The organism is Rhizobium sp. Root1220, from assembly GCF_001426265.1.
Taxonomy (GTDB): Bacteria; Pseudomonadota; Alphaproteobacteria; order Rhizobiales; family Rhizobiaceae; genus Rhizobium.
This window is the reverse complement of record NZ_LMDG01000035.1, coordinates 83767-97938: the sequence shown is the minus strand read 5'-3', so window position 1 is coordinate 97938 and position 14172 is coordinate 83767. Positions and strand designations below refer to the sequence as shown.

Below are 14172 nucleotides of genomic sequence, written 5' to 3'. Positions count from 1 at the left end.
TTACAATGCAGACATTCGTTACGTTGATTGTTGGACTGCTCCTCGCTTCGTCTGCCTTCGCCGAGGATTACAAGGCGGGGAACATCACGGTCACGCATCCAGCGTCCCACGCCATGGTGCCAGGCGCCAAGGTCGGTGACGGTTTTCTTGCCATCACCAACAATGGCGATCAGCTGGACACGTTGATCGCGGCGCGTTCTGAGCGCGCCGGTCTGGTGCAGCTTCATGAAATGAAGATCGACAACGGCATCATGATGATGGGCGCTCTCAAGGGCGGCCTCGACATTCCCGCCGGGCAGACCGTCAAACTGAAGCCGAACTATCATCTAATGTTCCTGGACGTGAGAGAGCCCTTCAAGCAGGGGGAAGAGATCGAGGCGACGCTGACTTTCGAGAAGGCAGGCGACGTCAAGGTCCGTTTTGCCGTGGGCAAGATCGCCGGTCCCCTCGCTACCGGCGAAGACAGCGACATGGCGAGCATGCCGGGGATGGAGATGTCCGATGGTCCCAACCAGACCATCCCGGCCACGTTGAAAACGATGTTCGAGACTGCGGACAAGCCGCTGCGCATCGATCCCGTCGTCGTCCAGAATGATTGGGCGATCGCCGGCTGGCAGCAGGATGGGCGTGGCGGCCGTGCGCTCCTGAAACGAGGCCATCATGGCTGGACCGTTTATCTGTGCAGCGGCGATGGCATCAAGGATGCTGCCGCTCTTCAGAAAATAGGCTTGGCCGCCGATGACGCGGAAGCCTTGGCCGCAAAGCTGAGCGATGCCGAAGCAGCACTTGACCCCACGATTCTCAAAATCTTCGCCAGCTTCGAAGGCACCGTCATGATGGCCGACGACGCGGGCGCCGCGGTCCATGGAGGCCACGAGGGTCATGCCCAATGAAGGCGAGCGCTCTCGACTGCCTGGCGGTGGGGACGCGAAGCTGCGTGTTCAGATGCGCGTCGAGATCAGGCGGCTGCAGCGCGTATTGTGTCCGGCCGATCCCGGATCGGCCGCGACGAATTGCTGGTCGTCGCAACGCGGCATTTATCTCTTCGCGGCCTCGACGGAAGCAGCCAACCCCTGAAAAGGAATCTCCATGCATCAGGCTCCTAGTCCGGCCCTGTCGGATCTTCAGGCAGCCAAGAATGGTAGAGCGGATGATCCGAAAGGATGGGTAGCGGCGTCGAAAGGCCGGTGCGCTGTGAATGGTATGCGGCCGTCACGAGTTCCAGCGAGTTTCGCGCATCCTCGAGCGTTACCGGTGGCTCGTCGCCACGCATAAGTGCGGCGTGGAAGAGCTCGAACTGGCGAGTATAACCGTCTTCGTTGTGCTCGTAGCTTGCCAGTGCCTCGTCTACACGCTTCTGGTGCTCCTCTGTGCCAGCAATGAAGGTCCAGGGGTCACGGCCCATCGTGTAGGGTTCGAGGATGCTTTCGACGACGAGATCGCCAAAACAAAAGCGCAGACGCGAAATCTCCTTGCGGGAGCCGAGCGTCATGGACAGGCTCGCCAGTGAGCCATTCTTCATCTTGACCGACAGTGCCGCTGTATCCTCGACCTCGATCGGGTTCACCAGGGTCGTGCCGTAGGAAAAGACCTCTGCACAGGCGCCGTGCACGTAGTTCAGCATGTCGTGGGCGTGAATGGCATGACCGAGCAACCCTCCGCCAAGTTCCGTCACCCATTTGCCGCGCCAGGGAACGGCATAATAGTCCGGCCCGCGCCACCAATGGGTTTCGATCGTCGTCAGGAACGGCATGCCGGTCAGGCCAAGGTCGATCAGCATCTTGAGCTTTTGCAGACCGGATCCGTAGCGATACTGGAAAATCGGCATCAGCCTCGGCCCTTCGGCTCGTGCGACAATGCGGCTCGTCTCGTCTACCTCCGCGATGGACCCGAACAACGGCTTCTCGCAGATGACATGCTTGCCGGCCTCGATCGCCTTTCGGCAAAGCTCGAAATGCGAGCTTGGCGGCGTGCAGATGTCGATGATGTCGAGATCGGACCGCGCGATCAGCGTTTCCGCGTCCTGGGTATATTCGGGTACGGCGAACTCCTCGCAGAGCGCCCGGCCGCGCTCCTCGTCAAGCGAGCAGAGCACCAGAACCTCGAATAGTTCCTTGTTCCAGGCAAAGCCGGCCAGATGACGCGCGGCGATCCCCGCTCCAATGACGCCGACACGAAACTTCTTGGACATGATGGCTTCCTCAGCGGTGGCCTAGACGAGTGGCCCTGGATTGGGCTTCGAGCGACAGACGGCAGACCTCATAGACGTGGGTCTGCAACATTGCCGTTTCGGTACGTGCACCCACGTCGGCCGTGAATGCGTCGAAGTAGTCGAGTTTTTCGTCGCTGCAATCGATATGGGTCATTTCCTTGCTGTTAACGAGGAAGAGATGATCCTTGCCGGGGCGGCCGGCGATGTCGATGTATTTGCGGAGCTCGATGTAGCCTTCCGTCCCCAGGATCGTTAGGCGACCGTCGCCCCAGGTCGGCAGGGCTTCGGGTGTGAACCAGTCGACACGAACATAGCCGGATGCCTTTTCCGAACGCAGCAGGACCTCGCCGAAATCCTGGAATGCCGGCTTCTCGGGCATCCCGAAATTGCCGACGGAGCTGGCCACGACCTCGCCGCTTGTCGAGCCCGTGTAGAAGAGGAACTGATCGACCTGATGGGAAGCGATGTCGACGATAATGCCGCCAAACTTCTCCGGATCAAAAAACCAGTCGGGACGTGTCGGCAGCTGCAAGCGGTGCGGTCCCATGCCGAGCGTCTGGATGACCGTGCCGATTGCGCCCTCCTTGACCAGCTTGCCGGCCTTGACCGCGGAGCGCACACAATGGCGCTCAGAAAAGCAGATCGAGAAGATGCGGCCCGTTTCGGCGACCGTCTTCTTGACCTCCTCCAGCTGGGCAAATGTGGTTACGCCCGGCTTGTCGGTCATCACATCCTTGCCGGCTCTCATGGCACGAACAGCGAGGCCGGCGCGATCGCGCGGGATGGCGGCGATGCAGATGACATCGATGGACGGATCGGCGAAGAGTTGTTCGCGGTCGATCTGCGGGGCGTCTGGATAGGTTTTCCTGAAGGTCTCAAGCAACGCCGGCACTGATGTCTGCGGGCAATAGCCGACGAACTCTCCGCCGGATGCGAGCAAGCCCTTCACGTGATCGAAGGTGTGCCCATGGTCGATTCCGACGACGGCAAATCTCAGCATGGCAATAATGTCCTCTTGCAAAACTCCCGCGCCCGGCCTTGGGTCCGTGGGCGCGCTCCTGTCGAAAACAGACAGTGAAACCTTGGTACTGTCAAGGCTACCTTGACCGCCCCTCGATCGTGAATCGGCGTTAACATACGGAAAGTATTGCGTAAAAATTTGTATCTAAATAGTTATTTATTTGCGCATCGAGATTGGATCGGCGCGCGCTGTGCGTAGCGCGCACCAGTTTGGCACGAGGAATGCATGGTATGTTGTGGGGTTCCTTGCTTGGAGGGAAAATGATGGCTTTGATTACCGACATCGTCAGCGCGACCGGACAACTTGAAGCAGCAATTCTCGACGTAACCGTCAGTGCACCAGACACGTTGACGAGTTCCAAATCGATGAAAGCAAAGGCTAAATTGCTTCCACAGGTTTTGGTGAAGCAATACCCGGAACTGTCTGTGATCGAACGTGAACTGCGCGGCGTGTTTGAAGCATGCTCCGCAGCGCTTGATCGCAAATCGGTCAATCCGGTGGTTGCAAAAGCGGCAATCTCGCTTGCCGATGAGTATCGCAGCGTGATCGAGAGTCTCAAGCGCCAGTAGCGCGGTCACGGATGTCGACCGAAGTGCGCAGCGATTGTTCGGCGCGCACTTCGTATGCCCGGAGCGGGTGAACATGAAGTCGCCCGTGGACGCATTCGATATTCACCCGCGTCGCACAATGCGTCCCGGCCTAAGCTTCCAGCCACTTCACCTGTTCTGGCGTCAGCCTGATGTCCAGCGCCGTGAGGCTATCCTCCAGCTCGGCAATCGTACGCGGCCCGATCAGCGGCACGACCGGGAACGGCTGGGCAATCACATAGGCGAGCGCGATATGGATCGGGCTGCGGCCTAACTTGTTGGCGAGCTCGATGGCGCGGTCGCGGCGTTCGAAGTTGCGGTCTGAATACCAGCAACGCACGATTTCCTCGTCATCATGCTTGTCGCGCCCGGCGCGGTCAGTGAAGAAGCCGCGGCCCTGGCTCGACCAGGCGAAGTTCGGTACCTGCCTGGCGTTCAGCCACGTCTTCCATTCGTCATTGGAGGAGGTCACGCATCCGGCCCAGATCGGGTCGTGCATCTCGGCCAGCGAGAAGTTGTTGGAGAGCGCCGCCGGTGCGGCCTTGCCGTTCTTCGCCGCGTAAGCCGCCGCCTCGTCCATCCGCTCGCGAGTCCAGTTCGAGCCACCGAAGATGCCGCGGATACGGCCGCGCTTGACCTCCGCATCCATGGCATCCACGAATTCGCCGACCGGAATGTCGGTGTTGTCGCGGTGCATGAAGTAGATGTCGACATAATCCGTCTTCAGACGGTTCAGCGACTGGTCAAGCTGCTTGGCGATGATATCAGGATAGACAAGCGGCGAATGGGCGCCCTTGCCGATCAGGACAATCTCTTCGCGCGGCACGTTGCGGCTGGTGTGCCAATCGCCGAAGATGCTCTCCGTCTTGCCACCGCCATAGACGAAGGCGGTGTCGAAGACATTGCCGCCGGCCTCGTAGAAGGCGTCGAGGGTCAACGATGCGGCTGCGAAGTTCGGGAAGAATTCGAAGCCGAGGGCGACGACAGATGCCGGCTTGGAGATGCCGGGAATCTGGCGCTGGGGAATACCGTCGCCACGGCGCACGACGCCGCCTGCAAGATTGGCGGTGCGCTTTGCAGCCTTCTCGACACTGTATTCCAGGCCAATCGAGGCACGCCATTGATCGAGTACGCGAAGGTTGCCGATGGAATCGGCCCAGCTCATGCCGGGCGCGGCGAACTCTTTCCGGTCGGCACGGATGGCATCGCCTGCGGCATCGACCTCGAACGAATAGAGCCAGCGGTCTTCCCTGACCTCGATGGTCTGCTGCTCGTTGCCCTTGAAGATCTCGATCTTGCCGACACCGCCCTTGTGGCCGGATGCAAACCAGAAATCCTTGACCTCGATGCGACCGTCGGAGCCGATGATCCGCAGCGTGTTGTCCTGCTGCGCCATGATCGAGCACGAGACTTCGGCAACGATGCCGTTGGGAAACTTCAACACCGCGGACGCCCACTCGTCGACGCCGGATTGGCCGAGGTGGGCGACACCGGCAACTTTCTCCGGCTCGAGGAAAGGCTTGCCGTCGGCCGCGCCCGCGAGCAGACGCGCCATCGATACCGGGTACCCACCGACATCAAGAATGCCGCCGCCGGCAGTCTCGTTGGCGAAGAGGCGGTGTTCCGGCCTAAAGCCGCCCATATTGAATCCGAAGCTCGACCGGATGATGCGGACAGTGCCGATCGCGCCGCTCTTCACCAACTCGACGATTTTTGCCGTTTGCGGATGGACGCGGTACATGAAGGCTTCGCCGGCAAAGACGCCAGCCTTCTGTGCCTCGTAGTAAATCGCGTCGGCATCAAAAGCCGAGAGCGCGATAGGCTTTTCGACGAGTACATGCTTGCCGGCGCGAATTGCCTTGATTGCCCATTCGGCGTGGCCGGTATGAGGGGTGGAAATGTAGACGGCGTCGATGTCGCCTTCTTTCAGAAGCGCCTCATAGCCGTTGACGATACGGGCGCCAAGGAAATTTTCGGCGAGGCCGGGCTTTTCGGGATTGCGTGTGGCAATGGCGACAAGCTTGCCGGTGCGCGAATGAGCGATGCCGTCCGCGAAGGTGCGCGCGATGGTGCCGGGGCCAATGATGCCCCAGCGGATCGGTTGATCTGAGCTCATGGAAATTCCTCTTTCATTGCTTGGGTCTTGGGATGAAACGCGATCAGCGCAGGCGCTTGCCGGCGCTGTCGAACAGGAAGGTGTGTTTGGCTGAGAGGCCGACGGTCAGCTGGTCGCGGTTGCCGACGGTGCGCGATTCAGGCCGCTCGATGATGAGCGGCTCGTTGTCGGCGGTGGTGGCATAGATATAGCTTGTGTTGCCAAGGTGCTCGGCAACATCGATACTGACGGTCAAGTCGGTATCGCCCTCCCCCGCGTCGGAAAAATGCTCGGGCCTGATGCCAAGTGTGACCCGCGTGCCTGGCGCGACGGGATCCATCACCGGCAAGGTCAGGCGAACGTCTTTTTCGTTGACAAGCGCAACCGTGGCTTTCCCGCCGCCACCTTCGACGATTTCGGCTTCAAGAAAATTCATCTTGGGCGAGCCGACGAAGCCGGCCACGAACTGGTTGGCCGGATCGTCGTAGAGATCGAGCGGCGCGCCGATCTGCTCGATATTGCCGGCCCGCAGCACCACGATCTTGTCGGCGAGCGTCATCGCCTCCGTCTGGTCATGGGTGACGTAGATCATTGTCGTGCCAAGCTGCTTGTGCAGCCGCGAGATCTCGACGCGCATCTGCACGCGCAGTTCGGCGTCGAGATTGGAGAGCGGTTCATCGAACAGGAACACCTGCGGCTCGCGCACGATGGCGCGACCGATCGCCACGCGCTGGCGCTGGCCACCGGACAGTTGCTTCGGCCGGCGTTGCATCAGTTCGTTGATCTGCAGGATATTGGCGGCGTGCTTGACGCGCTTTTCGGTATCCGCCTTCGGATTGCCGTTCATGCGAAGGCCGAAGCTCAGGTTTTCCTCGACCGTCATGTGCGGATAGAGCGCGTAGGACTGGAACACCATGGCGATCCCGCGATCGGCCGACTCTACGTCGTTGACGACCTTGCCGCCGATGTTGATCTCGCCACCGGATATGTCCTCCAGGCCGGCGATCATGCGCAGCAGTGTGGATTTGCCGCAACCGGACGGACCGACGAAGACAACGAACTCGCCGTCCTTTACCTCAAGGTTGGCACCATGGACGATTTCGAGTGCACCGAAGCGCTTGACGACATTTTTCAGAGAAAGTTCAGACATCAGGCGTTCCCCGATTATTTGACGGCGCCGGCCGAAATGCCAGCGATGAAGTGACGTTGCAGGAACACGAACACGATCAGGATCGGTGCGGTCAGCAGTATGGCGCCGGCCATGATGCCGCCCCAGGAAACCCTGGTAAGGCCGATCAGTGTTCCTAGCGCCACCGGTGCCGTCATCATCCCCGGCTTGGAGTTGATAAGCAGCGGCCAGAGGTAATTGTTCCACGACGCCAGGAAGAGGATGATCGCAAGTGCCGCCATCGTCGGCCGGGCGAGCGGCAGCGCAATGCGCAGGAATATCTGTCGCTCCGTGACGCCTTCGACACGGGCCGCATCGAAAAGTTCGCCCGGCATCATCGAGAAGGCCTGGCGCATGAAGAGAACGCCAAGCGAGTTGAACAGAGGTGGCACGATTAGCGCGACCCAGGTGTTTGCCAGCTTGAACTCGCGGGCGACCATGATGAACTGAGGGATGACGACAACGGCGAACGGCAGAGTGATCGTTCCGAGAATGATCGCGATGACCACGGACCGGCCAACGAAACGATATCGTGCCAGTGCCCAGCCTGCCATTGAGGTCAGCAACACCGACAGGAACGTGTAGATGGCGGCTACGCCGACCGAGATGAACATGGCCCTCACGAAATCGGTGTCGGCCTGCAGATTGTTGAAGTTCTCGATGAAGTTCGTGGACGGCCAGAGCACGATCTCCGGGCTGAAGATGCCGTAGTCGGGCATGGTCGAGAAGACGAACATCATCCAGATCGGAAACAGCCAGATGATTGCAAGTGGCGTCAACGCCGCATGCAGGGCGATTGTCTTCAGCAACTGGGATTGTTTCTTGGACTTCATTTCTGCTCCCTCCCGACCCAAAGATTGAGAAGCGAGAGAGTGATCGCGAGGATGGCCATCGTGTAGGCGATTGCCGAGGCGTAGCCGAAGTTCAGCGACAGGAAGCCCTGGCGATAAAGCAGCAGGCCAAGCGTTTCCGTACCGCCGCCGGGACCGCCGCGATTGGTGATCAGGAAAGGTTCGGTGAAGAGCTGCATCGTGCCGATCACCGACAGGATGACGCAGAAGAGAATGATCGGCTTCAAGAGCGGCAGCGTGATATGGATGAATTGCTGGGTCTTTGAGACCTTGTCGAGCGTCGCCGCCTCGTAGACGTCGTCCGGGATCGACTGCAGCCCGGCGAGCAGGATGATGGCGTTGTAGCCTGCCCAGCGCCACGTCACGGCGATGATCACCAGCGCCATGGCGGCATTGGCATTGTCGAACCACGAAACGGCCGGCAGGCCAACCGCCGTAATCAGCTTGTTGATGATGCCGAAGTCGATGCTGAACATCAGCCGGAAGACGGCGGCATAGGCCACCTCACCGACGACGACCGGCGCAAAGAAGGCAAAACGGAACAACGGCCGGGCCTTCAGGAGCGGCGAATTCAACAGGACGGCCATCACGGTCGCAATTGCGATCATGACCGGAACCTGGATGACCAGGATGATCAGCGTGTTGTAAAGCGCATTGTAAAACGCCGGGTCGCCAATCAGGCGCCCCCAGTTCACGGACGCACTGAACTTCCATGGATTGACGCGCGTGTTCTGAAAGGAAATCAGAAACGAGCTGATGATCGGCCAGAGCCAGAAGGTGGCAAAGACGAGCAGATAGGGCGCAAGAAACGCATATGCGCTCCGGTTCCGGATCGGCATTTCATTCTCCTCAAATACGAAGCGAGCATCCCGAGGGATGGAGGCCGGGCGCCATATCAGCGCCCGGCGTCTTTACTCATTCCGCAACGGGGAGGCCGGTGGCGGTCGCAATCTGCTTGGCAGCATCGTCGAGCGCTGCCTTGGCATCCGGATAACCGCCGGCGAAGTACTTGGTCTGCGTTGCCTTGTAGATGGCGTCGGCATCCGTCTGGAACGGCGTGCCACGGCTTGGCGAGATCTTCGGAAGGGTCGACAGGATGTCGGCCCAGACCTTCTGACCGCCCCAATATGGCTGGGCCTCATTGACGAACGGATCCTGAACCGCGGACAGCAGTGACGGGACCAGGCCAAAGGATTTCAGCATGGAGACCTGGCCCTCGTTGGTGCCGAGCGCGTAGTTGATATAGGTCCAGGCCGCTTCCTTGTTCGGCGAGTTCGCAGCAATCGCCAGCGACGAGCCACCGAGGTTGGCAGCATGCGGACCATCTGGCGTCAGGCTCGGCATCATGTAGACGCCCCACTTGCCGGACAGGTCAGGAGAACCGGAACGGACGGTTCCCTCATACCAGCCGCCATACATCTGGCTTGCCGCCTTGCCGGCGGTGTTTGCCTGGATCTTCTCGTCCCAGATCGCCGCCGTCAACGTGCCGGCGTCTTTCATTTCCTTGACTTTTTCGAGCGTTGCGACGCAGGCGGGCTTGTTGATGGTGATCGACTGGCCATCGGTCGAGAAGTAGCCGCAGCCCTGTTCGTTCGAGATCATGCGGAACCATTCGCTGTCGCCGTTGAAATCGGCCTGCGCCATTACGACGCCAGGATTGGCTGCGGAAATCTTCTTGCCGGCTGCGATGAAATCGTCCCAGGTCTTGATGGTCGCAGGGTCGACACCGGCCTTTTCGTAGAAATCGCGACGGTAGAAGACAGCAACAGGACCGGAATCCCAGGGCATCGCATAGGCGACATCGCCGACCTCAAGCTCGGTGCGTTTGAATTCCGGGAACTTTGCCTGAATATCTGCCGTGTAGCCGAGGTCCTTCAGGTTGGCAAAGCAATCAGGAAAGCGGTTCCAGAAGATTTCTGCTTCAAAATTCTCGACGGTAACGATATCAGGCAGGCCCTCGCCGCCGGCGGCACAAGCGGCCAGCATCTTGTCGAAAACCTGCTGGTTTCCAAGGTCTTCCACCGTGACCTTGATATCCGGATGCTGTTTGTTGAAGCCTTCGAGCGTCGACTTCAGCGCCGATGCGGCGACGTTCCAGCTCCAGATGGTGAGATCGGCGGACTGCGCGAACGCAGAGCCGGATGCGAGCAGCGCGACCGCAGTGGTCGCACCGATAAGTTTGAAGCGCATTGAAAATCCTCCCTTTTCAATTGCCGTCCTTTAGCGAACGACGCTACACTAACCGCAAGGGAGCCGCTGTCTCCTAAAAAGGGAACATCGATTTGGCGGAAAGTAAGATTGAGCAGAGGGCTGTCTATCAGCCGGGTGCCAGCAGCATCGAAGGATTGCCGACGGCGCTCCAGATGTTTCACAACCATCCGCCGAGGATGCTGATGCCGCATTGGCATGTCCAGGTGGAGTTGAATTACATCATGCGCGGCCATGTGCATTATCGTCTGAATGGCCACGACATCAGCATGAAGGCAGGCGACATGTGCCTTTTCTGGGGCGGGCAGCCGCATCAGATGGACCAGAGCAGTGAGGATGCGATTTATGCAGGCGGGCACCTGCCGCTGGTTTATTTCTTCCGCATGCGGCTGCCGATCAATGTCTCCAGCCGGTTGATGAAGGGCGAGATCCTGTTCACCTCTTCGACCGATGCCGCCGACATCCAGAATTTTCCGCGCTGGGTCGCTTATGCCAAATCCGGAGATGCCGCCAAGGCGCAACACGCCGTCGAGGAGATGCTGCTGCGGATCGAGCGGATTGTGCTGGAGCCCTATTCGATGCTGGCACCGAACGGACTGTCTGCCACCGATGACATCGAGCAGGCTTATCCGCAATCGTCGCGCAGCGTCGCGCGCATGTGCGATTTCATCGCTGCCAACTTCCTGCAGGAAATCGATTCGGTCGATATCGCCCGCGCTGCAGAGCTGCATCCGAAATACGCGATGAACGTCTTCAAGAAGACGACGGGGATGACCCTCAATAAGTATGTGAGCCTGCTGCGGCTGTCGCGGGCGCAGGCCATGCTCATGAACGACGAGGCAAATGTGCTGCAAGTCGCGATGGATAGCGGCTTCGGCTCGATCAGCGCCTTCAACAAGTCCTTCCGCCATATCGCCGGCATGTCACCATCGGACTTCCGCCGTGATGCGCGCTGCATCACACAATATGTGCCGGCCTGACGCGGCTGGCTCAGAGCGATTGGAACAGCTTGTAGAGCAGCTCCGCCGATGCCGACAATTCGCGGTCCTTGAGCTTCAGCAAGCCGAAATCAGGGACGGAGATATCTGCATCAATCGAAAGGATGCGCAACAGCCGGTGCTGTTCCATCATTCTGGCGACCGGCTCGGCGAGGATGCCGATCCGCTGGCTCTGGCCCATGAGCAGCATCGTCAGCAGCGCGTCTGAGGTCGAGACCACGCTTTCGGGAACGATGCCATGGCGGCGGATGAAATCATCGGCGACATGGCGTAGAAACGATCCATGCGGCTGCAACACCCAGCCCTGCTGGCGAAGATCGGCTTCGGTGACGTCGGCCTTGTCGGCCAGCGGATGGTTTTCCGCAACGACGACGCGCAGTGTCTCCTTGCCGAGCAGCGTGTTGTCGAACAACAACGGGTTCATGCCGCTGGGGATACGGCAGACGGCAAAATCGAGACGGCGGCTGAGAACATCTTCCAAAAGCACGTCGCTGCTGCCCACGGTAATGCTGACATCGATGGTCGGATGCGTTTCGAACAGCCGCTTGAGCGCCGGCGTGACGTAGTCGGCGGCCGGCGTGATGATCGTCCCGAACGCGACGCTGCCGCCCTGCCCCGCGGCAGCGACCACCATTTCGTACTCCGCCCGCTGCGCCTCCGCGAGAAGCATCCGTGCGTGGCGGACGATCACCTCACCTTGCGTGGTAACGGCAAGTCCCCGGTTATGCCGCTCGAAGAGCTGGTGACCGGACATCTGTTCGAGTTCGTTCAATGTCCTGGACAGCGCCGGTTGCGAGATGCCGAACATTTCCGCCACGACCCCGAGTTTGCCGTGTTCGCTCAGTGCCACCAGCATCCGCAAATGTCGCAACTTGAATCCGTCTAGTCCCACCCGCGCCTCGCTTGATATAAGATATACGCATACCAAGATACGAAAGTCTGATTATACAATCCAGTATCGATCAGCTAAATGCATGACAACAACGGCGCCAACGCAAGGAAATGATCGTGGTTGAGAAAACGCCTGCCCAGCACGACAAAAACGCAGTCCAGGAAAATACCGAGGCACCGACGCTTCGTTCCAAAGCCTGGTTTGACAATCTCGCCAATCCCGACATGACCGCTCTCTATCTCGAGCGTTACATGAACTTCGGACTAAGCCAGGAAGAGCTGCAGTCGGGACGGCCGATCATCGGCATCGCACAGACCGGTTCGGACCTGTCGCCCTGCAACCGTCACCATATCGAGCTCGCAAAGCGCGTGCGCGAAGGCATCCGTGATGCAGGCGGTATCGCCATCGAGTTTCCGGTGCATCCGATTCAGGAAACGGGCAAGCGCCCGACCGCCGGTCTCGACCGCAACCTCTCCTATCTCGGTCTCGTCGAAGTACTCTACGGCTATCCGCTTGACGGCGTGGTCCTGACCATTGGCTGCGACAAGACGACGCCGGCCTGTCTTATGGCCGCGGCAACCGTGAACATTCCTGCGATCGCGTTGTCCGTCGGCCCGATGTTGAATGGCTGGTTCCGCGGCGAGCGCACGGGCTCAGGCACGATCGTGTGGAAGGCTCGCGAAATGATGGCGCGCGGCGAGATCGACTATCAGGGTTTCGTCAAGCTCGTTGCTTCCTCTGCGCCATCCACCGGCTATTGCAACACCATGGGCACGGCGACGACGATGAACTCGCTTGCCGAAGCACTCGGCATGCAGCTGCCGGGTGCGGCAGCCATTCCGGCGCCCTACCGTGACCGGCAGGAAATCTCCTATGAAACCGGCCTTCGCATCGTCGAGATGGTGCGCGAGGACCTTAAGCCGTCCGATATTCTCACCAGAGAGGCCTTTATCAACGCGATCAAGGTGAACTCGGCGATCGGCGGCTCGACGAATGCTCCGATCCATCTGAACGCTCTCGCGCGCCACGTCGGCGTGGAACTCAGCGTCGATGACTGGCAGACCTATGGCGAGGAAATCCCGCTCCTCGTCAACCTGCAGCCGGCCGGCGAGTATCTTGGCGAGGACTACTATCACGCCGGCGGCGTTCCCGCCGTCATGGGCGAGTTGATCAAGCACGATCAGTTGCACACCGGCGCGATGACGGTGAACGGCAAGACGGTCGGTGAGAACTACACCTCTTCGATGATCGAGGACGAAAAGGTTATCCGCCCGTTCGAGCGTCCGCTGAAGGAGCGAGCCGGTTTCCGCGTGCTCAAGGGCAACCTCTTCTCGTCGGCAATCATGAAGACGAGCGTGATTTCGCCCGAATTCCGCGGCCGGTATCTCTCCAATCCCAACGATCCGGAAGCTTTCACCGGCCGTGCCGTGGTCTTCGACGGTCCCGAGGATTATCACCGCCGCATCGACGATCCGTCACTCGCCATCGACGGCACGACCATTCTCTTCATGCGTGGCGCAGGCCCGATCGGCTATCCGGGTGCGGCCGAAGTCGTCAACATGCGTGCACCGGACTATCTGCTGAAGCAGGGGATCTCCTCCCTGCCCTGCGTCGGAGACGGTCGCCAATCAGGCACCTCTGGCTCGCCCTCAATCCTCAACGCGTCGCCGGAAGCCGCGGCCGGCGGTGGCCTTGCCATTTTGAAGACGGGCGACCAGGTGCGCATCGACCTCAACAAGGGCACCGCCAATATCCTGATCAGCGACGAAGAGATTGCCATACGCCGCGCGGCACTCGACACGGCCGGCGGCTACGCCTTTCCGGAAAGCCAGACGCCGTGGCAGGAAATCCAGCGCTCCTATGTCGGCCAGTTGGAGACCGGCGCCGTGCTGGAACCCGCGGTGAAGTATCAGCGTATCGCGCAGACCATGGGCATTCCGCGCGACAACCACTAGACGTGAAGCGCGCCTGAACGGCGCGCTTTCCACCATTCTAACGATTCGCCTTCTCGTCGGCTCGGGTCTCAAGAGGCATGGGGCAACACCTCTATCCCGAGCATGCAGGCGGTCGTTCTCGTGTGAAGGCTTTGGCGACGGCCTCGAAAAAATATCCGCCCGCTCGCGTCTACCATCTGTCTGTC

Annotated in this window: 13 protein-coding genes; 5 read left to right on the top strand and 8 right to left on the bottom strand. The window is 59.9% G+C overall.

Features of this window, described 5'->3' with window-relative positions; genetic code table 11:
* Positions 1 to 5 precede the first annotated feature (5 nt).
* Together ASC90_RS28510 and ASC90_RS23785 are read left to right on the top strand one after the other, a co-directional pair.
* The gene (locus ASC90_RS28510) at positions 6 to 893 is read left to right on the top strand and encodes a copper uptake system-associated protein (RefSeq protein ID WP_082520029.1); all 888 of its coding nucleotides are present in this window, start codon (positions 6 to 8) and stop codon (positions 891 to 893) included.
* Positions 883 to 1077, top strand: coding sequence for a hypothetical protein (locus tag ASC90_RS23785; RefSeq protein WP_056545981.1), 195 nt, complete (start codon positions 883 to 885; stop codon positions 1075 to 1077). The genes ASC90_RS28510 and ASC90_RS23785 overlap by 11 nt, the downstream gene beginning before the upstream one ends.
* Before the next feature lie 25 nt (positions 1078 to 1102).
* Here the strand turns inward: ASC90_RS23785 and ASC90_RS23780 are convergent, their stop codons facing one another.
* Both ASC90_RS23780 and ASC90_RS23775 read right to left on the bottom strand, forming a co-directional pair.
* Positions 1103 to 2191, bottom strand: coding sequence for a Gfo/Idh/MocA family oxidoreductase (locus ASC90_RS23780; RefSeq protein WP_056545979.1), 1089 nt, complete (start codon positions 2189 to 2191; stop codon positions 1103 to 1105).
* Positions 2192 to 2201: 10 nt separating this feature from the next.
* Positions 2202 to 3212 (bottom strand): Gfo/Idh/MocA family oxidoreductase, encoded by a 1011-nt coding sequence (locus tag ASC90_RS23775; RefSeq protein ID WP_056545976.1) that lies wholly within the window; start codon positions 3210 to 3212, stop codon positions 2202 to 2204.
* A gap of 284 nt (positions 3213 to 3496) precedes the next feature.
* Here ASC90_RS23775 and ASC90_RS23770 point away from each other — a divergent pair, with 284 nt between their 5' ends.
* Positions 3497 to 3802 carry a hypothetical protein gene (locus tag ASC90_RS23770; RefSeq protein WP_244480443.1) on the top strand — a complete coding sequence of 102 codons (306 nt, stop codon included), beginning with the start codon at positions 3497 to 3499 and terminating at the stop codon, positions 3800 to 3802.
* Between the two features lie 130 nt (positions 3803 to 3932).
* Here ASC90_RS23770 and ASC90_RS23765 read toward each other — a convergent pair whose 3' ends face one another.
* The 5 genes from ASC90_RS23765 to ASC90_RS23745 form a co-directional block, all read right to left on the bottom strand.
* On the bottom strand, positions 3933 to 5936 hold the full coding sequence (locus ASC90_RS23765; protein WP_056545972.1) for an aldo/keto reductase: 2004 nt from the start codon (positions 5934 to 5936) through the stop codon (positions 3933 to 3935).
* 43 nt (positions 5937 to 5979) lie between these two features.
* Entirely contained in the window at positions 5980 to 7065 is a 1086-nt protein-coding gene (gene ugpC / locus ASC90_RS23760) for a sn-glycerol-3-phosphate ABC transporter ATP-binding protein UgpC (RefSeq protein ID WP_056545970.1), read from the bottom strand.
* A gap of 14 nt (positions 7066 to 7079) precedes the next feature.
* Complete coding sequence (locus ASC90_RS23755; protein WP_056545968.1) at positions 7080 to 7916, bottom strand: carbohydrate ABC transporter permease; 837 nt, start codon at positions 7914 to 7916, stop codon at positions 7080 to 7082.
* Positions 7913 to 8773, bottom strand: a complete 861-nt coding sequence (locus tag ASC90_RS23750; protein WP_056545966.1) for a sugar ABC transporter permease — start codon at positions 8771 to 8773, stop codon at positions 7913 to 7915. The genes ASC90_RS23755 and ASC90_RS23750 overlap by 4 nt, the downstream gene beginning before the upstream one ends.
* Before the next feature lie 76 nt (positions 8774 to 8849).
* Positions 8850 to 10124: an ABC transporter substrate-binding protein gene (locus ASC90_RS23745; protein WP_056545964.1), complete on the bottom strand. Its 1275-nt coding sequence runs from the start codon at positions 10122 to 10124 to the stop codon at positions 8850 to 8852.
* Between the two features lie 86 nt (positions 10125 to 10210).
* Between ASC90_RS23745 and ASC90_RS23740 the strand changes: the two genes are divergently transcribed.
* Positions 10211 to 11122, top strand: a complete 912-nt coding sequence (locus tag ASC90_RS23740) for a helix-turn-helix domain-containing protein (protein WP_056545962.1) — start codon at positions 10211 to 10213, stop codon at positions 11120 to 11122.
* Between the two features lie 10 nt (positions 11123 to 11132).
* On the opposite strand, the gene ASC90_RS23735 is transcribed toward ASC90_RS23740, so the two are convergent.
* Positions 11133 to 12032 carry a LysR family transcriptional regulator gene (locus tag ASC90_RS23735; RefSeq protein ID WP_056545960.1) on the bottom strand — a complete coding sequence of 300 codons (900 nt, stop codon included), beginning with the start codon at positions 12030 to 12032 and terminating at the stop codon, positions 11133 to 11135.
* Between the two features lie 110 nt (positions 12033 to 12142).
* On the opposite strand from ASC90_RS23735, the gene ASC90_RS23730 reads away from it, so the two are divergent.
* Positions 12143 to 13987 carry an IlvD/Edd family dehydratase gene (locus tag ASC90_RS23730; RefSeq protein WP_200950942.1) on the top strand — a complete coding sequence of 615 codons (1845 nt, stop codon included), beginning with the start codon at positions 12143 to 12145 and terminating at the stop codon, positions 13985 to 13987.
* Positions 13988 to 14172: the final 185 nt, after the last annotated feature.